Source organism: Endozoicomonas sp. G2_2, assembly GCF_017744135.1.
GTDB lineage: Bacteria > Pseudomonadota > Gammaproteobacteria > Nevskiales > Salinisphaeraceae > Salinisphaera.
Genome location: NZ_JAGHQU010000005.1, coordinates 182,229 through 202,445 on the forward strand (window position 1 = coordinate 182,229; position 20,217 = coordinate 202,445).

The following is a 20,217-nucleotide window of genomic DNA, read 5'->3' on the forward strand; positions in this document are numbered from 1 at the left end:
TCGCGTGGTTCGAGTCTGCGCCGTGAGCGGGGTGCGCAGTGTTTGTGTCTACTGCGGCTCGCGCGACGGTGCGCGGGCCGACTACCGACAGGCGGCGAGCGCGCTGGGTGGGCTCATCGCCCGGCGCGGCTGGCGGCTGGTCTATGGCGGTGCCCAGATCGGGCTGATGGGCGCAGTCGCCAATGCCGCCCTCGCGGCCGGCGGTGACGTGCTGGGCGTGATTCCCGAATCCATGATGGATCGCGAGATTGCCCATGTCGGGCTGACCGAGCTGCAGGTGGTATCCGGCATGCATGCGCGCAAGCTCGCGATGATGGACGCCGCCGATGCCTTCGTCGCGCTGCCCGGCGGCTTCGGTACCCTGGAAGAGCTGTTCGAGGTGCTGACCTGGCACCAGCTCGGCTGGCACGACAAGCCTTGCGGCCTGCTCGACGTGGGCGGTTTCTACGCGCCGCTGGTGCAGGCGATGGCCCACATGCGTGACGAAGGCTTCGTCTCGGCGACGCATGTAGAGCGCATCAAGGTTGCCAACACCCCCGCCGGCCTGCTCGAATCGCTTCAAACAGACGCCTGAGGCGTCTTGCGAACCCGCGCGCACCACAGGCAGACCGTCGCGCTGCCGTATTCGGAGACTACCCATGAGCCCCAGTCAGGACAGCGTTTCCTCCAACCAGCAGAAGGCGCATTCGACCAGCCGCGCCGGGCGTATCGGCCTGTTTCTCGGCCCGCTGCTGATGCTGGTCACGCTGGTGCTGCCGGCGCCGGCCGGCATGGAAACCGCGGCCTGGCATTGCGCGGGTCTGGCGCTGTTCATGGCCACGTGGTGGGCAACCGAGGCAATCCCGATTCCCGCCACCTCCCTGCTGCCGCTGGCCATCGGCCCGGCGATCGGCGTGGGCGGCATCGAGGATCTCGCGGCGTCCTATGCCGACGACATCATCTTCCTGTTTCTCGGCGGCTTTTTGCTGGGTCTGGCGATGCAGCGCTGGAATCTGCATCGGCGCATTGCGCTGGCCACGCTGCTGGCGGTCGGCTCCAGCCCGGCCCGTCAGATCGCGGGTTTCATGATCGCCACGGGCTTCATCTCCATGTGGGTGTCCAACACCGCGACCTCGATCATGATGCTGCCGATCGGCATGTCGGTGGTCAGTCTTATGGCTGAAAACCCGGGCGAAGAACGATCGCCCGCCGTCGACCGCTACGCCACGCGCCTGTTGCTGGGCATCGCCTATGCCGCCTCGATCGGCGGCGTGGCCACGCTCATCGGCACCCCGCCCAACGCGCTGCTGGCGGGCTATCTGTCGTCGGACCAGGGCATCGATATCGGCTTCGCCCAGTGGATGATCGTGGGCATTCCAGTGTCGATCACCATGATGGCTGCGGCCTGGGCATGGCTGGTGTGGGGCGGCTTCGACCTGGACAACAGCCAGTCCGGCCGCGACATGCTCAAAAGCGAGATGGACAAGCTTGGCGCGCTCACGCCGGCGGAGAAACGTGTCGGCGTGATGTTTATGCTCGCCGCCGGCCTGTGGATATTCCGGCCGCTGCTCAACAGCGCCGGTCTCGACTGGTTGTCGGACGCGATGATCGCCATGGCTATTGGCGTGGCGTTGTTCGTGGTCCCCGCCGGCAGTGGCCGCGTCGGTCCCGATCGCGAACCCGCCGAAAGCGGGCGGTTGATGAACTGGGAGAACGAGGCGAACGTGCCCTGGGGCGTGCTGCTGCTGTTCGGCGGTGGCCTGGCGCTGGCCGGTGCGATCAAGAGCACCGGGCTGGCGGAATGGATCGCCACCCAGATGGAGGTCTTCGGCGTGCTGCCCAGCGTGCTGCTGATCGGCGCTGTCGTGCTGGTAATCATCTCGCTGACCGAAGTCAGCTCGAACACGGCGACCGCGGCCGTTTTCATGCCGCTGCTCGGGGCGCTGGCCGGCTCGGTCGGCGTCGACGTGCTGCTGTTGACCGTGCCCGCCGCGATCGCGGCCAGCTGTGCCTTCATGATGCCGGTCGCCACGCCGCCCAACGCCATCGTGTTCGCCACCGGGCGCATGCGTATCCAGTCGATGATGCGGGCAGGGCTGGCGCTCAACGTGGTCTGCGTGATCCTGGCCACGCTGATTCCGTATCTCATCATCAGTACGTTCTGGTAAGGGGCCGGCCTTGGCCCGCCCCATTGAGGCGCCGGTGCGCGCCGACCGCGTGCCGGATTTCATCGCCATCGACGTGGAAACCGCGAACAACGACGCGGGCAGCATCTGCCAGATCGGCTTCGCGACCTTTGCCGACGGCGCGCTGGTGGACAACTGGTCGTGGTTGATCAATCCGCGTACCTGGTTTTCCGGTCACAACATCGCGATTCACGGTATCCGCGCGGCCGATGTCGCCGACGCCCCCGGCTGGGACGAACGTTACGACGAGATCGCGGCGCTGCTCGCCGGGCGCACCGTGGTCTCGCATACGGCCTTTGACGTCACCGCGACGGCACGCGCCTGCGCGCGCCACGACTTGCCGTTGCTGGCCGCGCAATGGCTGGACTCCGCCCGGGTCGCGCGGCGCGCGTTTCGTCAGTTCGCCCGGCGCGGCTGGGGGCTCGCCAGCCTGTCCGCGCATCTGGCGATCGATTTCGAACACCACGATGCGGGCGAGGATGCCCGTGCCGCGGGCCTGGTGGTGATGGCCGCCGTCGAGGCCAGCGGCCGTTCGGTTAGCGATTGGCTCACCGACGCCCACCGGCCGCTGCGCGAGTTTGCGTAGCCGCGTTCGCCCGGCGTGCGAGACGACGGCTAAAAGTGCACGCGTGCAGTTTTAGCGGCGCCACGCGCATCTGCCGGCCCAGGCGCGCGGTATAGTCGAAAGCCTGTTTTCATCGAGTTTCATGCCGGTGTTCGATCGTTTCACCCAGCGCCTGCCTGCGCCGAATCAACTGCTCACGCCGCTGCACAAGCGTCTGCGCGACTGGATCGTGGGTGTGGTCGCGACGACCGAGGACTTCGGCATCGACTACGACGCGCCGGTCGGCGACGCCGGCCTGTTCGGCCCGGACAGCGTGACCTGGAAGATCCACGGCGATTTCCCCGGCATGATGTCCGGCGGCATTGCCGCGCTCATGCTGCAGACGCTGCATCCGCGTGCGCTCGCGGGGGTGTGGGATCACTCCAATTTCCGCGACGACCCGCTGGGTCGGCTGCGGCGCACGACCATGTTCGTGGCCGCGACCACCTATGCGCCGACCGCCGACGCCGAGCGCATCATCGAGCTGGTCGACCGTATCCACGACCGCGTGCGCGGCACCACGCCCGAAGGCGAGCGCTATTCCGCCCACGATCCGGATCTGCTCACCTGGGTGCACTGCACCGAGATGGCGAGTTTTCTCGACGGCTATATGCGCTATCGCCGGCCCGACCTGAGCGTGGCCGTGCAGGATCGCTACTTCGACGAGACCCGGCGCATCGCCGAAGCGCTCGGGGCACAGAATGTTCCGGGCTCGCGCGCCGAGATGGACGACTACTTCGCCGCCATGCAGCCGCGGCTGCGCTTCGACGAGCGTTCTCGCGCGACGCTGGCGGTGCTCGAAGCCATGGAGCTGCCGATTCCCATCGCCGGCGTGTCGCGGCGCATGTTTCTCGGTGCCGGCGCGGCACTATTGCCGCTCTGGGCGCGTGAACTCATTCACCGCACGCCGCGTCAGCGGTTGATCGATCGCGGGGCTGCCGAAAGCCTCAACCGTGTCGCGCCGCTCATTCGTGCGGCGATGTCGGAAGGCGTGGCCGTGCGCTCGGCCCGGCGGGCTGGGGCGGACAGGGATTGTCTGCGTTTCGACTGAGGGTTATCGAACAAAACTAGTTCGGTGCTTTGTAACCTCTTGTTTCGGGCTGCCGGTTCTGTAGCACTCACGAGTTTGTTGGACCGATGGTTTCGCACTGCTGTGCGAGTCACTTCTCTTTGCTTGTCCAAAGAGAAGTAACCAAGAGAAAAGACACCCGGGTTACGCGCCGGCGCGGAGCGCCGGTGCACTGCGATGCTCGGTCCGAAGGGATGCGGCCAGAACTCGCGTCGCTTTGGCGACGCTCAAACAGCTGGCCGCACCGGCGCAGTGCGCCGGACACCCTTCGGCCCTGTGCTTCTCGTCGCTTCACAAGGGGCCCGAATACAGGCGCCGCGGCCCGACTGTCGCCGTTGGAACAACTGCCGAGTAGAGGTTGGATCGGATGGCTGCGTTCCGGTCGGACTTGCCTTCGGCATTGTCCGACGAAGATCGCTTTGCGATCTTGGCGAAGCGTCAGCGAGCCGGTCTTCGTTTGTATTAGGCCCCCTTGGGCGCAGCGCCGAGCAGCGCGGGCCGCAAGCGGATCAAGGCGGCCGGATGTTTGAGCGCAGCGAGTTTCCGGCTGGCCCGCTTGCGGCCGGAGCCGCGCAGGGCACCGATGCGTAGCCTCGGCGCAAGACAGGGTGTCTTTTGTTTTGGTGCCTTTTATTTGGACAAGCAAATAAAAGACACTCGCACAGCAGTGCGAAACCCCAAGTAAAAATTCACCCGCATCGTCGGTTCAAACACTCGCGCTATCAAGTGGCGAGCCTCAGCCTGACGGTGAGAGTCGATTCCGATCGAGCACGCTCAAAAGCCACCCAAATCAACTCTCCGGCAACCGAGGCGGCGGCCCCAGAAACGGTGCCGGGTCGACCGGCCCGAAGCCGGTATAGATGCCGAAATGCAGATGCGGCGGCGTGGTCCGCGCATTGCCGGTATTGCCGACCGTGCCGATCACGTCGCCCGCCTGCACGCGGCTGCCCGACTCGACCGAGAAATCGTCGAGATGCGCGTAGTAGTAGCGCGCGCCGCCGATGCCGAGCATGCCGGACGACAGCCAGACGTGGTTGCCGCCGATCCCGCCCGTACCGGTGCGCACGCGCCCGTCGGTAACCGCCCGAACGGGCGTGCCGCGATCGGCGAATATGTCCACGCCGTGATGTTCGCGCGAGCCGCCGTCGCGCGGCGCACCGAAGCCGCTGCCGATATCGTGCGCCGCTGCGCCCTCGACCGGGAAGGGAATCGAGCCGCCACGGGCCATGGCGATCTCGTAGCTGACCCCCGCCGCGAGCTCCGGCTGGAGGACGACGCGATAGTCGCCGTTCTGGTCGACCACACGGCTGTCGGTCTCGCCGCCGGTGTCCAGCGTGGCCACCGTTGTCCAGTCGGCCGGGTCATCGCTGTCGGCGGCACGCCGTTCGAGGCTCGCGTAGAGCGCGTCGCGGCCGTTTTCGCACGGGGCGTCGCGGCGCAGACGGATGTCGAAACGCTCGCCGCGTTGCAGCGCGGTTTCGTACACATGCGCCTCGATCTGGTCGGCGGCGAATTCGTCGCGGGTGGCGTAGCGAGTGGTGAAACGTCGCGGGTCGGCGCCTGCGCGTTCGACCGCGCTGCGCCAGCGCTGGCCCAGCGCGCTGTCGTGCAGACCCGCCACGCGCAGGCGTAGGGCATAGACCGCCCGCGGCGAGATGTTCAGCCCGTCCATCACCGCGCTTCGTGTCGTTTCCAGTGCATCGTGACGCAGTTCCGGGCGTTGCACGAGCAGCGCGATGAGGGCGGCCAGCAACAGCAGCAAAAGCCACGGCCGCCAGCGTGCGCGCGCAGGCGTGGCCGGCGTCTGTGTCTCCGGCATGGACGCGTTTTCCGGGGCGGCGACCGGTTCGGCGACGTGTTCGTCCGTCGGTGCCGTCGAGTCCCGCTCGCTATCGTCATTCATGTATTGGATCGACTCGGATCGGATGCGCTCGATACGCGCAGGCCAATGGTCCGGATGATGACGGCGCCTTGCGCCTCGCGATTTGGGTATTTGTACGCATTGGCCCGGGCGCGCGAGGTCGATAGGGTCCGCGCCCTGATTTTTGGCCGTATGGGCACCAGAGCAACATGAGTGCAAACGATACCGATCTGGGCACGATGGATGCCGGCAAGCTTGTCTCGCTGTTCAAGTCGGGCGAGGCTTCGCCGCTGGAGGCCACGCGCGCGGCGCTCGATCGTATCGACCGATTCAACGGCGACGTCAACGCCTATGTCCATGTCGACCGCGAAGGCGCGGAGGATGCGGCCCGCGCATCCGCACGGCGCTGGGGGCAGGGCAAACCGCTATCGCCTGTCGATGGCGTGCCGACTTCGTTGAAGGACCTCACCGAAGCGGCCGGCATGCCCGCACGCGACGGCTCGCTGACCACCGGCACGGCCAAGTGCAAGACCGACGCACCGCCGGCGCGCATGCTGCGCGAGGCGGGCGCGGTCTTTCTGGGCAAGACCAACACCCCGGAATTCGGCTGGAAGGCCGTGACCGACAATCGCGTGCACGGCGCGACCAGCAATCCCTGGGATACGCGCCTGACGCCGGGCGGCTCGTCCGGCGGCGCTGCTGCGGCGGCGGCGCTGAACATGGGCGTGCTCCATCAGGGCGGCGACTCGGGCGGTTCGATTCGTATCCCGGCCGCCTTCACCGGCGTGTTCGGCTTCAAGCCCACCTTCGGCTGGACCCCGCAATGGCCGCCGGCCAAGATGCCGACGCTGTCGCATATCGGTCCGCTGACCCGGCATCCGCGCGACGCCGCGCGCATGCTCAACGTGATCGGTCGCTACGATTATCGCGACCCCTATGCCACGCGCGGTCAGCCGGAAGACTGGGGCGTGGATTTGGAATGCGATCTGCGCGGGCTGCGTATCGCCTACTCGCCGGACCTCGGCTATGCGGATGTCGATCCGCAGATCGCCGAGCGCGTGAAGGAAGCCGCGCAGAAGCTGGAAGAGCTTGGCGCCGAGGTGACCGAGATCAACCCGGGCTTCAGTTCCCCCATCGATATCTTTCGCAAGCTGTGGTTCACGGCCTCGCTGCAGGTTTGGAACAGCTGCGATCAGAAGGGGCGCGAGCTGCTCGACCCGGGGCTGGTGGCCAACGCCAAGCATGCGCAGAACTGGAGCGCGCTGGAGCTGTTCCAGGCCTTTTCCGAGCGCGCGGACCTCACCCTCGAACTCGAGAAGTTCAACCAGGACTATCACCTGCTGATGACGCCGACGGTGCCGCTCATGCCGTTCGAGGTGAACCACGAAGTCCCGCCGGGCAGCGGCATGCGCGACTGGGAGGAATGGGCGCCGTTCTCCTATCCGTTCAATCTCAGCCAGCAGCCCGCGGCGTCCGTGCCCTGTGGTTTCACCGACTGCGGCCTGCCGGTCGGCTTCCAGCTCGCGGGCGGCAAGTTCGACGATATTCGTGTGCTGCGCGCCTGCAACGCCTATATGGACGCCTACCCGGCGCGCTTTCCGACTGTGCCGAATCCGGCCGAGTACGGCTGACACGCTAAAGGCGCGTTCTGGCGTCAGGGAGGCCGGTGTGGAGAGACCCTCGTCGGCTGCGGCCCGGTAGAGTATGTCGCTCAGTCACCACAATCGGTCGCACATGGATCCGAGAGTCGCGCAGGTCGCGAATCACCCACTGCATCGCCATCTCGGCATCGCAGATGTGGTATCGGAAGCGGGGACAGGCCGTCTGTCAGTGGCCGTTGAAGAGCGCACGGTCAATCCGGCCGGCGTCTTTCACGGCGGTGTGCTCTACATGCTCTGCGATGTCTGTGCGTATGCCGGGCTGTTAAGCCAGCTCGATGCCCAGACCGAGGCGGTGACCCACGACATCCACGTATCCGTGATGCGCGCGGCACAGCCGGGCGAGGTCGTGGTGTTCGAGTCGACGCCAGTGCGCGTGGGCCGACGTATAGCCTTCATCGACGTGCGCGCCGCCGTGGGCGAACGGTTGATCGCCCAGGCGCGGGTAACCAAGACGCTGATCGCGGTCTGATTCCCGCGCCCGGAAGCTAAAGCGCCTGGCCGGACGCAGGCCGGTTCGTATCGCCGTCGACTGCGAGGCGGCGACGCCGCAACGATGTGTCGTCGTTGCGCTGACCCCGGCCGCCGGCACCGGGCCCAAACGCCATGTTGCGATCCGTCACAGCGCGGCGCGATCGCGCCTGCGAGGGGCGAAGACCGCTCTACAGCTCCCAGGCTTCGGCGTAATCGTCCACGTCCACGCCGTGGCTGCCGGGCGCGAGCATGCGCGTGACATGGAACTTGGGAAAACGCATCAGATCGCGTACACGCTGCGGAAAGTAGCGGCGCTTCTTGTAGTCGAGCACCAGCAATATCGTGGGCTTTTCCTGACGCTGCTGGCTCGGAATCACGAAACCCACTTCGCCGGTGTTGAGTTCGACCATGCTGCCGATCGGATAGTCGCCGAGGTAGTCGGCGAACTGGCGCAACAGCTCGTCGTTGAAGTCGCCATCGAAGCTCATCATCAGTTTCAGGGCTTCGGCCGGCGAGCGGCCCTTCTGATAGACGCGATCGCTGGTCATCGCATCGTAGACGTCGGCGATCGCGGCGATCTGGCTGTAGTAGGAGATCTCCGCGCCCTTGCGTCCGGCCGGATAGCCTCGGCCGTTGAGGCGCTCGTGGTGGTCGCGCACGATTTCCAGGCTCGCCGGTGTCAGGTCCGGCGAGTTCTTGAGAATCTCCACCCCGTACTCGGGGTGTTTCTTCATGATCGCGTATTCCGCGTCGGTGAGCTTGCCGGGCTTGTTCAGCACTTCCAGCGGCACCTTGAGCTTGCCCACGTCGTGCAGCAGTGCGCCGATACCCATTTCCTTGATCGCGCGAGCGTCGTTGCCCACCCAGGCGGCCAGCGTGACGGCGAGCATGCACACATTGAGGCTGTGCACCGCGGTGTATTCGTCGCGATCCTTGAGGTTGGAGAACCACACCAGCGCATCCGGGTGGCGTGCGACGCTGTCCATCATGCGCTCGACCACTTCCGCGATGGCCGCGGTGTCGAGCTTCTCGCCCTCGCGGACATCCTCGTGGAGGTTCGTGACCAGGCTCTTGGCATTGCTGTGGATCGCGCGAGCGATCGGCAGCTCCTGGCGAAAGGAGCGCGGCGTCTGGTCGCCCAGGGCCGGCATTTTCGGCGTGTCGTCGCTCGCTGTTTCCTCTTCCGCGGGCGGCTCGTCGCTACTGATATAGACGAATGCGCACAGCGACTGCAGTTCGTCGATATCGTTCTGGTTCTCGATGGCGATGCCTTCGAGCAGATAGGGCGTTTCGAGCCACGGACGGTCGAGCGCTTCGACGAACATGCCGGGCCGAAGATCGCGGACTTCGATTTTCTTCTTGTATAACGCCATCAGGTCGGCCATGTCCGATCGTTCCGCGGCAACGCGGTAGTCTATTTCTAATATATCGCACAAAACGGCCAAGTCTTGACCCCCGACGGGCGACAAGGCACGGGGCATATGGATTACCGCAGCGCGTCGGCGGCGGCCCGGCCCGAATGCCAGGCGCCTTCGATGCGCCCGCCGGCCAGCCAGTCGCCGGCCAGGGCGAGTCGAAGCTCGGGGCGCGCCAGGCAGCGCGTCTCGGCCGGCGGTGGCTCGGCGCCGGGGCGCGCGTAGCGCCAGCGGTGCTGGTGTACCGGCTTGATGCGCGCCGTGGCCAAACCGCCGAGCGCGGCGAATTCCTCGATCAGCAGCGTGGAGATCGTCTGCGGGTCGTCCTCGAGATGGTCGGCGCTGAATGCCGGCCCGGCGTGCAGTATCCACAGATGCCTGCCGGCCTCGCCGTGCCCGGCCTTGTGGGTGTTGTCGGCACACCAGGCGAGATGCCCGCCCTTGACGAAAATGCCGTGACAGTCGGCCAGGGCAGGCGCGGCGACGACCAGCGAGTGGCAGGGACTCAATGCCGAGTCGGCCGCTGCCAGCTCGGGCATGTCGTCGGCGAGATCGCCGAGCAGGCCGGCCGCCTGCACCGCGGGCAGGGTGACGATCAGGGCGTCGGCGTTCTGCGATGCGGCGTCGTCGGCGAACTGCAGCTGCCAGCCCTGCGTCGAGCGCGCGACCGCCGACACCCGGCGCTGACACTGGATATCGGCCGTGGTTTGGTCGAGGCGATGCCGGATCCAGTGGTTCAGGCCGCGCGGGCCGATCAGCCGTTCGCGCTCGTCCGGCGACGGCGTGCGGCGCCAGCCGGCATCGCCGTGCTCGGCGACATGCAGCATCGGCCGCCAGTGACACAGCGCGCCGGCGTCCAGATCGCTGGCGATTGCCTGCCGAAACGCCGGGTCGCGCGCGGTGAAATACTGGGCGCCATAATCGAACCAGGGGCTGGCGGTATCGGCGGCCAGGCGGCGGGTCGCACAGCGCCCGCCCGGACGTGCGGCCTTGTCCACGAGCGTCACGCGCCAGCCTGCGTCGGCAAGGGTTGCGGCCGCGCTCGCGCCCGCCACGCCGGCGCCGATGATCACAACATGAGGCATGGGCGGCATTGTCGGCTGAGCTGCTGCAGCGCGCAAATCGTGCGGAACACGGTATAATCGCGCCTATTGTGTTCGATGTTTCAGATAGCGCGGGTTTAATCCATGCGTAGCTTGTTGCGTGCTTTGGGGGCGCTTGGATTGCTGGCGACAGCGCTGGTGGTATCGGCCCAGCCTGCGTCCGGCACCTACCCGATCGAGGACGGGCTGGCAGCGACGGTGATCGGCACCCCGGCCGACTACAAGGCCGATCTGCCCGAGGATCTGGATTTCGAGGTGCGCAGCCTCGAGCCGCTGGTCGAGCGCGATACGCCGCCCACGCTGCGCTATGCCCGCCCGCTGCAGTATCTGCGCGTGACGCAGGACGAGCCGGCGCCGCTGGCCTTCGTCATCGCCGGCACCGGCGCGAGTGCGTTGTCGAGCAAGTGCGTCATGCTCTCGCGCGCGTTGTACGACGTCGGCTACAGCGTGGCCTGTCTGCCGTCGCCGACCAGCGTGACCTTCATGCTGGGCGCGGCCGAGCATCCGGTGCCGGGCCGCATGCGCACCGACGTGGCCGATCTCTATCGGCTCATGGGCGCGGTGCGCGACGATCTCGACGAACAGACCCAGGTCACCGGCTATGCGTTGACCGGCTGGAGCCTCGGCGCCACCCAGGCCGCGTTCATCGCCCGGCACGATGCCCGTGTGGGCACATTCGGTTTCTCGAAGGTGTTGCTGCTCAACCCGGCGGTGAATATCTGGGCCTCGGTGCAGCGCATGGACGCGCTGCTGGCAGAGAATCTGGACGGCGGGATCGACGGCATCCCGGCGTTCGTCGCGCGCGGGCTTGGCGGCCTCAAGCAGCTGTATGCTTCCGGCGATCCGCTGCGATTCAACGAGGATTTCCTCTATCGCGCCTACACGTCGCAGTCGCCGGATCGCGCCGATATCGCGGCCATCATCGGCCTGGCCTTTCGGCTGTCGCTGGCCAACATGGCGTTCGGCGCCGACGTGATCACCCGTGCCGACGTGATCGTGCCGCGGGATGAGGAACTCGGCCCCTACGATTCGCTCGATCCCTATATCCAGCGCTCGTTCAAGACCTCCTTCGCCGCCTATATCGACCGGCTGCTGGTGCCGTACTGGAACCGCGACGGCCGGCATGTGCCGCGCGAACGGCTGATCGCCGAGGCGGATCTGCGCGCCATTCGGGAATTCATCGTCGACAATCCGGATATCGGTGTGTTCACCAGCGCCGACGACCCCATTCTGAGTGACGACGAGATCGACTTTCTGCGCGACAGCTTCGGCGAACGCGCCCGCATCCGTGCGCGCGGCGGCCACATGGGCAATCTGTCCTCGCAGAATACCGTGCGCGCTCTACAGGACTTCTTCTCGCCATGATCGCCATGACCCGGTTCGGCTGCATGCATGCACGCCAGCGCGGCGCGCTGATACTCGTCTTGACCCTGCTGCTGGGTGCCTGTGCCAGCACACCGCCGCCGCGTACGGTCGACGAAAGCACGCCCGACGACGTGCCCGTGACCGCGACGACCGCCAACCCGCTCGCGATCAATGATCCCTGGGAAGGTTTCAACCGGCGCGTCTATCGCTTCAATGCGCTGGCCGATCGCTACGCGTTGATGCCCGTGGTGCAGGTGTATCGCACCGTCACGCCCGGGTTCGCGCGAACCGGCGTGCAGAATTTCTTTTCCAATCTTGGCGAGATCAACACATTCGCCAACAGCGTGTTGCAGATCAAGCCCGCCAGTTCGGCGGTCACGCTGTCGCGTTTCGTGGTCAACTCGACCGTCGGCCTCGCCGGGCTGTTCGACCCGGCAACGGCGCTCGGCCTCGAACAGCGCAACGAGGACCTGGGCCAGACGCTGGGCCACTACGGCGTCGGCGCCGGCCCCTATCTGGTGTTGCCGTTCTTCGGCCCCTCATCGCTGCGCGACAGCGTCGGTCTGGCGGGGGATCAGGCGTTCTTCTACGTGCTGGACCCGCTGCAGTTCGACGAACACCCCTGGGCGCGGGTGCCGTACTGGCCGCTATACGTGATCAACAAGCGCGATACGGTCAACTTCCGCTATTACCAGACCGGCTCGCCGTTCGAATACACGCTCGTCCGGCTGGTCTACATGAACTACCGCGCACTTCAGGTCGAGGAATAGCGTTGCGGCTGGGCCGCGGCGGCGCCGCTCAGCGGGTCGCGGCGGCGATCAGCGCCTCGGCGTCCCGGCCGATCTCGGCAGCGGCGTGACGTACCCAGTGCAGCGGTTGAGCCAGCGCGGCGTCTGCCGAGCCGGCGCGCTCGACCAGCGTGAAGCAGCCGGCGAATCGTTCGGCCAGCGCATCGACGGCGTCGTCGGCGATCGCGCCGGACAACAGCACCGTGGGCGTCGGCGCGGCGGCACGCGCGATCGCCAGAGGCAGCTTGCCCGACAGGGTCTGCGTGTCGGAACGGCCTTCGCCGGTGATCACGAGATCGGCTGCGGCGAGCGCGTCGCGCAGGCCGGTCATGTCCATGAGCGTGTTCGCGCCGGGCTGGAGATCGCCGCCCAGCAGCGCCAGGGCGAAACCCAGGCCGCCGGCCGCGCCGCTGCCCGGCTTTTCGGTCAGCGCGCGTGCGCTGCTGCAGGCGGCCATATGGGCGAATGCGTGCTCCACCGCGTCGATATCCGCGTCGGTCAGGCCTTTCTGCGGTCCGTAGACGCGGCTGGCGCCGCCCGCGCCGAGCAGCGGGTTGTCTACGTCGCAGAGCACGTGAATGGTCGTTTGCGCCAGTCGTGGATCAAGGCCGGACAGGTCCAGCGTGTCGAGCGCGAGCAGACCGTCCATCGTCGGTTCGACCGGGTTGCCGCCGGCATCATGCGCGGTGGCGCCCAGCGCGATCAGCAGGCCGAGCCCGGCATCGTTACAGGCGCTGCCGCCGAGGCCGATATAGAGTTCGTGAACGCCTTCATCGAGAACCGCTGCAATGAGCGCGCCGAGCGCGGCACTGCCGCGCGCGTGCAGCGTCGGCGCATCGGCGCTGGCCTGAACCAGCGGCAGCCCGAGCACTTCGGCCGATTCGATGATGGCGCGGCCGTCATCGGTGAGATACCAGCGGGCGTCGACAGGCGCGCCGTGAATCGCGTGTACGCCGACCTGTGCCCAGCGGCCCTCAAAGGCGGCCGCGACACAGTCGAGGGTGCCCTCGCCGCCGTCGGCCATGGGGGCGAGCGTCAGGCGGGCGTGCGGCAGCGCGGTCTGCAGGCCTTCGCCGAGTGCGTGTGCGATTTCGAGCGCGCTGGCGCTGCCCTTGAAACTGTCCGGGGCGAGTACGATACGGGGCCCGGTCATCGCGGCCGTCCTGTTTCAGGGGCCGCGCTGTGGTCTAATTTCGGGATAGTGACAATGGCTATGCGGGTCATTTGACGGGTCGTTCGCAGATGTTTTCGACAACTTCCAAGGCGGGGGGCGCCCGTGGCCGTGGCATTCGTCGATCATAGCGCGTCGGTGCTGGTCGTCGCTGCCAGCCGCGATGCCGCTGCCCCCGTACTGGATTATTTCTTCGATCAGGGTCTCGCTTTCGGCTTCAGTCGTCCTGCGGATCTCGCTTACGCCAGCGGCCGGCTGGACGCGATCTATCGCCTGGCGGTCGTGCTCGACCTCGGGGTCGGCGATCGTGTGCGCGATGCCGCGCACGCGCTCTCGCGAGAGTTGCCCTGTGTGCTGGTCAGCGACATGCCGGTGGCGCAACGGGGCGAATTTCGCGCCGTGCTGCACACCGACACTTCTCCGGCGGAACTGTTCGACAGCGTGCGTGGCGTGCTGGCGGGCAAGGCGACGGATTCCGGCCTGACCGGCACATCGCCGCTGATGCAACATGTTCACCGTCTGGTCGAGCGGGTGGCGAACAAGGCCACCACGGTTCTGCTCCTAGGCGAGAGCGGCACCGGCAAACACCTGGCCGCCCGCGAGATTCATCGCTATTCCGGTCGCCAGGGCGCGTTCGTGACCGTCGATTGTGCGGCCCTGCTGGATTCGAACCTCGAGGCCGACCTGTTCGGCGGCAACAGCGGCGGGCGTGCCGGCGGCGGCTATTTCCAGGCCGCGCAGGGCGGCACGCTTCTGCTCGACGAGGTGGGGGATCTCAGCATGGCCAGCCAGGCGCGGTTGCTGCGCGTGCTCGAGAACACCCGCCATCGGCGGCCCGGCGACGCCCATGCCCAGGCGCCGGACGTACGCGTGATCGCGACCAGCCGGTGCAACCTCGTCGAGGCCATGGACAACGGTGCGTTCCGCAGCGATTTGTTCTTTCAGCTGGCCGTGTTTCCGATTCGCCTGCCGCCGCTGCGCGAGCGCATCGCCGACCTGGCCGCGCTCGTCGAAGCACTCGGTGCCGGTCTGCCGGGCGGCCGGCCACGCTTCGATGCCACCGCGATGGCGCGTCTCAAGTCGTACGGTTGGCCGGGCAACGTGCGCGAACTCGCCAACGTGATCGAGCGGCTGGCGATTCTCTATCCCCACGAGACGATCGATCGCAGCACGCTCGATGCGCATCTGCACCCCATCGACGTCTCTCTTCTGGCGTCGCAATCCCTGCCCGGCGACGGCCAGGTGCCGGCGACCCAGATCTCGGCCATGTCGCTGCCGGAGGATGGCGTCGACCTGCGGGAGCTGGTCGAGCGCCTGGAGAAGCGACTCATCGAACAGGCGCTCGATCGCAACGGGCGTGTTGTCGCCCATGCCGCGCGTACGCTGGGTCTGCGTCGGACGACGCTCACCGAGAAGCTGCGCCGCTACGGCATCAGTACCGACTGATTGCCCGTCCCTCGTGCCGGCACGGCACGCGCCTGTACTGCGCTTGTATAAACGCCGTTTTTTGTCTAAAAGTGACGCAAAGTGTCGTTTTCTTGTCACCGCTGCGCAGGAAAAAAATCCCTCAAACGCCGCGTTTTGTCACGCTGTTTCGCAAGTCATTGAATAAAAAGCGTCATAAAAACGGCACGTCGTTTGCTAGAGCGATAGCGTGAAAACAACACAAACGTGACTCGAGCGCCGGTTTCCTGCCGCGCTCGAGGATCGGGTAACCACCGAGCGGGCCGCGGCATGGCCCGCCAGCTTCGAGGGGACAACATGTACGCGGCACTACATAACCGGAGCCCGATACAGGATATTGGCGTGGTCGTCGACGAGAACCTGGAGCTCGTCAAGCGCATAGCCTGGCGTCTGCATCAGCGCCTGCCCGACTGTGTGCAGGTCGAAGACCTGATCCAGGCCGGCACCATCGGGCTGCTCGAGGCCTGGGAGCGCTACCAGCCGGATGAAGACGCCAGTTTCGCGACCTTCGCTGGTATCCGCATTCGGGGTGCCATGCTCGACGAAATCCGCCGTGGCGACTGGGCGCCGCGATCGCTTCATCGTGCTGCCCGTGCGGTGAAGCAGGCGCGGGCCGATGTCGAGCGCCGCGTCGGTCGCGCGGCCGCGAGTACGGCCGTGGCCGCCGAGCTCGGCATGCCGCTGGCCGAATATCGCCGGCTGTGCGACGACGTCGCGCTGTCGCACGTCGCCAGCCTTGATGCCGCGCTCTCGGACCAGCCGGCGCTGGAAGTCTCTGCCGACGACGGTTTCGCGCCCGAAGCCGCGGTCGAATATGAGGACATGTGCGAAGCCATCCAGCGTGCGGCGGTCGAATTGCCCGAGCGCGAACAGCTGCTGCTGCATCTCTATTACGAAAGCGGCCGGAACCTGCGCGAGATCGCCGAACAGCTCGGCGTGTCCGAATCGCGGGTTTGCCAGCTTCACGGTCGTGCGATCCGCCAGATCCGCACGCTCGTCGGCGAAGCCGCCTGACCCGGCAACCGAATCCCTCCGTCGTGACCTGACCGCCTTCGGGCGGTCTTTTTTTGTCGCCGGCGATCGCTTGCGCTGTAAGCTTGCGCTCGCCAATCGACGTTCTAGCTATCGATGTTCTATTTTGCCTACGGCTCGAACATGCTCACCGCGCGCCTGGCCGAGCGGGTGCCCACCGTGCGCCCGGTCGGGCGCGGCTGGCTGGTCGGTCATCAGCTGCATTTTCATCTGAGCGGCAGCGACGAATCCGGCAAGTGCAACGTGCTGCACACGGGAGACGACCGCGATGTCGTCCACGGCGCGGTCTATGAACTCGACGCCGAACGCCTGGATCGCCTGCATGCGGCCGAGGGGCCGCCCTATGCCTTTCTCGAGCTCGAGATCGGCACGCCTGAGGGGCCGCTGCGTGCGGCGACCTACCGTGGCCGTGCCGAGTATCTGGACGACCGGCTCGTGCCGTTCGACTGGTATTGCGATTTCGTGGTCCATGGCGCGCGGGAACACGGCTTGCCTGCCGATTATGTCGCTGCGCTGGAGGCCGTCGTGCCGCGGGCGGATCCGGATACGGCCCGCGCCGCCATGAATCGCCGCATCCTGCGGCATAACGCGACCAATGTGCGTCGCGACAGGCTGGGTTGAGCCGGCGCGGCGCTGCACGGGTTTGCGGTTTCGTCGCCGCAGATGCGCTCGACCTTGGCTCGCGGCCATGGCGGCCATCGCGGGCAGCGGCTAGTAGGCCCCGGTCAGCCGCGCGAGGGCACCCGGCGCGGGGCGCGGCCGGCGCGACAGGGTATGGATGTGGCGGCGCAGCGCGGCCGTTGCATCGGCCAGCCCGTCGCTGCGATGGCCGGCGGTCGCGGCCGCGTGCGTGTCGGCATTTTCCAGAAACGCGCCGAGGCAGGTCAGCGACAGCTTGTGTAGCGGGGCACTCGCGCCTACGCCCATGCTGACGATCGCCTGGGCGTTCAAGCGCTGTTCGACCGCGTCCTCCGGCAGTGCCAGCACGGGTTTACCGAGATAGACCGCTTCCGAGAGCAACTGGTTGCCCGCTGTCGAGACCACCGCCTTCGCGGCGGCCAGATCGTCGATGAAGCCTTGCTGCGAGGGCGCCTTGAACTCGAGGTTCGCGCTCTTGCCGCGACGTGCGGTGCCGTAGACGACGACATCCTCGCCGCAGGCGCGCAGCGCGGTATCCAGCGCTGCAGTGTACTGATGCGCGCCTTTATTCAGGTACACCAGCACGCGTTCGCCGCGTATCGGTCTGGCCGTGCGCACGGGTTCGCGAAGGATCGGGCCGACCATCTGGACGGTGTCGCGCCGCGGCCGGGCCGGGTAGAAGCTGGACACGATCACGCGATCGGGGTCGCCCATGAAGGCGCGGTAACCGAGGCCGTCGCGAATGCCGGCGAACGCATCGCCGGGCGCGAAGTCGCAGTGGCAATAGGCCATGATCCCGACATGATCGAAGCCGATACGCGGAATGCCGTGGTGACGCGCGAACCGGTGACCATAGGTTTCGGAGTCGGATATGACGATATCCGGGGCGAAATCCGCCATCTGTTGCCAGACGGCGCGGGTACGCGGGCCCGCGGCGAGCAGGTCGGCGACCAGCGGCGCGTTGCGCAGCATCGTTCGGCGCGGGCAGATGCGGCCGTTGCTGCCGTACTGATAGCCGATGACGGGAATTTCGACACTGCCGTGGTCGCGCGCGAGCATGTCGTGGGCGTCGCGCCCGGCAAAAACGCGGACATCGTGATCACGTTCAAGGGCAGGCAGCACGGCCGCGGTACGCATGGCATGGCCGCGACCGTAACCCATGACGGCATAGGCGATTCGCATGACGGTCACTGTTTCGTGTGTCGGCGCCAGTATCGAGGCCGAGCATGACGAATTCGTGACCGTTTCAGGTCAGCGGCATCTGGGCCTCGAACTCGACCAGCAGTTCCTCGCGACAAAGCGGCGCGTGCAGCAAGGCGATCGGTACCCCGGGCGCTCGTGCCTTCGCGATCGCCTGAATGGTGGCCGCATCGCGCGGCACGCGGATATAGGCCTTCAGACATTCGAGTGCCGCCAGCCCGGTGGCCGGATCCCACGCGTCGGCATGGGCCATCACCGCGGCGACGTTGTCGAGCGCTTCGTGGGTCTGGGCGGCGACGTCGCCGATATGTCGGCTCTCGTGGCCGACGATGCTCGCGGTGCCGGAAATCAGCAGATAGGGCGTGCCGCCGAGTTCCATACGGCCGGCGCGAGCGAAGGCCGGAGCCCGCTCGCCGTACTGGCGTGGATAGTCGTAGGCGCTGACCTGACGCGGATTCTCGATCGGCGTGACCGGCCGATCGCCCAGCAGCACGTGCAGGCGCACGCCGCGACAGTGTCCGGCCACCAGTGTTGCCGGCGGTAGCGTTGTCATGTCGTGCCCGGGCAGATCGAGTGCCTCGGCCCGGCCACGGCAGAAACGCTTGTAACGCTCATCGTCGCCGTCGCCTGCGGTGACCGCCGACAGCCAGTGCCAGATGCGCTGGACATGACGCAGGCCGAGCTCGCGCTGGAGCGCGAACAGCCCGGTGTAGGCCGCCAGCGCCGCCTGCTGGATGGCGCCCGGTGTGGCCGGATCCTCGCCGTCGTCGATATGGCGAGCGGCAAAGACTAGCCCCGGTTCCGCGCGCGCATATGTCCAACCGTGGGCCTCGCCGCGCGTGACCGGCGTGCGCGCCAGCCAGCGTTCGGCGTCGAAATCGCCGCCCAGACTGGGCAGCGGGCAGTTGCATACGTCGTCGTCCGGGCGGTGGTGTACATCCACGAGCGTGTGTACATCGTCGGCCGGCGATATGCGGTCGGGGTCGGGTAGCCAGCGCAGGGCGGCGCGGCCGGTCGAGGCATCGGACATGCGTTGCGCAGCAGCGTCGAGACAGGTTGGCGCGCCAGTCTATCCGGTGTGCGCAGGGCGAACCAGCGGCTATGCCGCGCCGCTGGTCCGGCGACGCGTGATCATGTCGGCGACGGCATCGACCGCGCCTTCGGGCGTGAGCGCGTCGCCGCTGAGCGAGACACAATCGGGGCCGAGCGGGGCGTAGGCGGCCGGCGAGGTGCTGCGAAACAGGCCGGCGACCGGCACGCCGGCGGCAGCGGCCAGATGCATGGGGCCACTGTCCGCGGCGACGAAGGCATCCACCCGCGACAGGGTGGCCGCGAGCACGTCCAGCGCGGGAATGCATACGCTGGCGATATCCGTCGGTGCCGCCATGCCCGGCGGGCATATCTGGAGCAGCCGCGCGTTCGGCAGGCGGGCGGTGATCTGCTCGCGAAATGCCGACCACCAGGCGTCGTCCAGCTGCTTGTTGCCCGTGGCCTGGGTGAAGAAGGCCACGACCGGCGCATCGACCGGCGTCGCACCGAATGCCTCGACCCAGTGCGCTTGCGCCGCCCGGTCGGCGGCATCGCTGGGAAACACGGCGAGGCTGTCGAAGGTGTCCCAGCTCTTGCCGGTGACGCTGGAGGCCAGCAGTTCGACGGCCTGTTGCGCCTGATGACGGCTGCGCGGGCGTGGCGCTGCATGGGTGAGCGGCACCCACTGGTCGGTTCGGGCAAAGCCCATGCGCTGACGCGCTTTGGACAGCGCGATCGCAAGGCGGTTGCTGGCCGAGTTGCCGCTCGGGTCGATGGCGAGATCGTAGCGCCGCGCACGCAGCGTGCGCAGCAGCCGCAGGCTGGCGCCGAGCGATTTGTCCTGGATCCAGACGCGGCCGATGCCGGGCAGCGTTTCGAGCAGCGCCTTCTGGCGGGCGTCCTGTATGACCACGTCGATACGCGCGGCCGGAAGCGACGCCGCCAGTGTGCGCAGCATGGGAGTAAGAAAGAGAATATTGCCGAGGCGCTTGTTCAGCCGCACCACGAGTACGCGCCGGGTGTCGTCGGCGAGGGGGGCACGGCGTGGTTCGGCCGTGCCCAGCAGCCGCGCGAGCACGCGATTGAGGCGCTCGCGCGAGCCGCGGCGGGTGCGTTTGAGCCCGGCCTTGAAGCCGGTCGCGTTCACATGGCTGCGCTGGCCTGCCATGGTGAGGATCCC

18 protein-coding genes are annotated in these 20,217 nt (G+C 67.1%); 11 read left to right on the forward strand and 7 right to left on the reverse strand.

Annotated elements, in window-relative coordinates:
- Positions 1 to 4: 4 nt before the first annotated feature.
- The 4 genes from J7355_RS07990 to J7355_RS08005 all read left to right on the forward strand — a co-directional run bounded on the left by J7355_RS07990 (position 5) and on the right by J7355_RS08005 (position 3,820).
- Entirely contained in the window at positions 5 to 574 is a 570-nt protein-coding gene (locus J7355_RS07990; RefSeq protein WP_348523008.1) for a TIGR00730 family Rossman fold protein, read from the forward strand.
- 64 nt (positions 575 to 638) lie between these two features.
- The gene (locus J7355_RS07995) at positions 639 to 2,147 is read left to right on the forward strand and encodes an SLC13 family permease (protein WP_209061507.1); all 1,509 of its coding nucleotides are present in this window, start codon (positions 639 to 641) and stop codon (positions 2,145 to 2,147) included.
- 10 nt (positions 2,148 to 2,157) lie between these two features.
- Complete coding sequence (locus J7355_RS08000) at positions 2,158 to 2,751, forward strand: exonuclease domain-containing protein (RefSeq protein ID WP_209061509.1); 594 nt, start codon at positions 2,158 to 2,160, stop codon at positions 2,749 to 2,751.
- Positions 2,752 to 2,872: 121 nt separating this feature from the next.
- Positions 2,873 to 3,820: an oxygenase MpaB family protein gene (locus J7355_RS08005; RefSeq protein WP_209061511.1), complete on the forward strand. Its 948-nt coding sequence runs from the start codon at positions 2,873 to 2,875 to the stop codon at positions 3,818 to 3,820.
- Between the two features lie 808 nt (positions 3,821 to 4,628).
- On the opposite strand, the gene J7355_RS08010 is transcribed toward J7355_RS08005, so the two are convergent.
- A complete protein-coding gene (locus tag J7355_RS08010) occupies positions 4,629 to 5,741 on the reverse strand; it encodes a M23 family metallopeptidase (protein ID WP_209061513.1) in 1,113 nt (370 codons plus the stop codon).
- 167 nt (positions 5,742 to 5,908) lie between these two features.
- On the opposite strand from J7355_RS08010, the gene J7355_RS08015 reads away from it, so the two are divergent.
- Together J7355_RS08015 and J7355_RS08020 are read left to right on the forward strand one after the other, a co-directional pair.
- Positions 5,909 to 7,330, forward strand: a complete 1,422-nt coding sequence (locus J7355_RS08015; RefSeq protein ID WP_209061515.1) for an amidase — start codon at positions 5,909 to 5,911, stop codon at positions 7,328 to 7,330.
- Positions 7,331 to 7,433: 103 nt separating this feature from the next.
- Complete coding sequence (locus tag J7355_RS08020) at positions 7,434 to 7,829, forward strand: PaaI family thioesterase (protein ID WP_209061516.1); 396 nt, start codon at positions 7,434 to 7,436, stop codon at positions 7,827 to 7,829.
- Between the two features lie 190 nt (positions 7,830 to 8,019).
- On the opposite strand, the gene J7355_RS08025 is transcribed toward J7355_RS08020, so the two are convergent.
- Together J7355_RS08025 and J7355_RS08030 are read right to left on the reverse strand one after the other, a co-directional pair.
- Positions 8,020 to 9,216 carry an HD-GYP domain-containing protein gene (locus J7355_RS08025; RefSeq protein WP_209061518.1) on the reverse strand — a complete coding sequence of 399 codons (1,197 nt, stop codon included), beginning with the start codon at positions 9,214 to 9,216 and terminating at the stop codon, positions 8,020 to 8,022.
- 101 nt (positions 9,217 to 9,317) lie between these two features.
- Entirely contained in the window at positions 9,318 to 10,331 is a 1,014-nt protein-coding gene (locus J7355_RS08030; protein ID WP_209061520.1) for an FAD-dependent oxidoreductase, read from the reverse strand.
- Positions 10,332 to 10,433: 102 nt separating this feature from the next.
- Between J7355_RS08030 and J7355_RS08035 the strand changes: the two genes are divergently transcribed.
- Positions 10,434 to 11,714: a hypothetical protein gene (locus tag J7355_RS08035; RefSeq protein WP_209061523.1), complete on the forward strand. Its 1,281-nt coding sequence runs from the start codon at positions 10,434 to 10,436 to the stop codon at positions 11,712 to 11,714.
- Entirely contained in the window at positions 11,711 to 12,484 is a 774-nt protein-coding gene (locus J7355_RS08040) for a VacJ family lipoprotein (RefSeq protein WP_247739855.1), read from the forward strand. Before J7355_RS08035 ends, J7355_RS08040 begins: the two co-directional genes overlap by 4 nt.
- Positions 12,485 to 12,512: 28 nt before the next feature.
- On the opposite strand, the gene J7355_RS08045 is transcribed toward J7355_RS08040, so the two are convergent.
- Positions 12,513 to 13,655: a glycerate kinase gene (locus tag J7355_RS08045; protein ID WP_209061524.1), complete on the reverse strand. Its 1,143-nt coding sequence runs from the start codon at positions 13,653 to 13,655 to the stop codon at positions 12,513 to 12,515.
- Positions 13,656 to 13,778: 123 nt separating this feature from the next.
- On the opposite strand from J7355_RS08045, the gene J7355_RS08050 reads away from it, so the two are divergent.
- From J7355_RS08050 to J7355_RS08060, 3 genes are all read left to right on the forward strand, one after another.
- Positions 13,779 to 15,119, forward strand: coding sequence for a sigma 54-interacting transcriptional regulator (locus J7355_RS08050; protein ID WP_209061525.1), 1,341 nt, complete (start codon positions 13,779 to 13,781; stop codon positions 15,117 to 15,119).
- Between the two features lie 315 nt (positions 15,120 to 15,434).
- Positions 15,435 to 16,151: an RNA polymerase sigma factor FliA gene (gene fliA / locus J7355_RS08055; RefSeq protein WP_209061526.1), complete on the forward strand. Its 717-nt coding sequence runs from the start codon at positions 15,435 to 15,437 to the stop codon at positions 16,149 to 16,151.
- A gap of 114 nt (positions 16,152 to 16,265) precedes the next feature.
- A complete protein-coding gene (locus tag J7355_RS08060) occupies positions 16,266 to 16,790 on the forward strand; it encodes a gamma-glutamylcyclotransferase family protein (protein WP_209061527.1) in 525 nt (174 codons plus the stop codon).
- A 90-nt stretch (positions 16,791 to 16,880) separates the two neighbouring features.
- On the opposite strand, the gene J7355_RS08065 is transcribed toward J7355_RS08060, so the two are convergent.
- From J7355_RS08065 to J7355_RS08075, 3 genes are all read right to left on the reverse strand, one after another.
- A complete protein-coding gene (locus J7355_RS08065) occupies positions 16,881 to 17,990 on the reverse strand; it encodes a glycosyltransferase family protein (protein WP_209061528.1) in 1,110 nt (369 codons plus the stop codon).
- 64 nt (positions 17,991 to 18,054) lie between these two features.
- The gene (locus tag J7355_RS08070) at positions 18,055 to 19,038 is read right to left on the reverse strand and encodes a hypothetical protein (RefSeq protein ID WP_209061529.1); all 984 of its coding nucleotides are present in this window, start codon (positions 19,036 to 19,038) and stop codon (positions 18,055 to 18,057) included.
- Positions 19,039 to 19,107: 69 nt separating this feature from the next.
- Positions 19,108 to 20,205: a glycosyltransferase family 9 protein gene (locus J7355_RS08075; protein ID WP_209061530.1), complete on the reverse strand. Its 1,098-nt coding sequence runs from the start codon at positions 20,203 to 20,205 to the stop codon at positions 19,108 to 19,110.
- Positions 20,206 to 20,217: the final 12 nt, after the last annotated feature.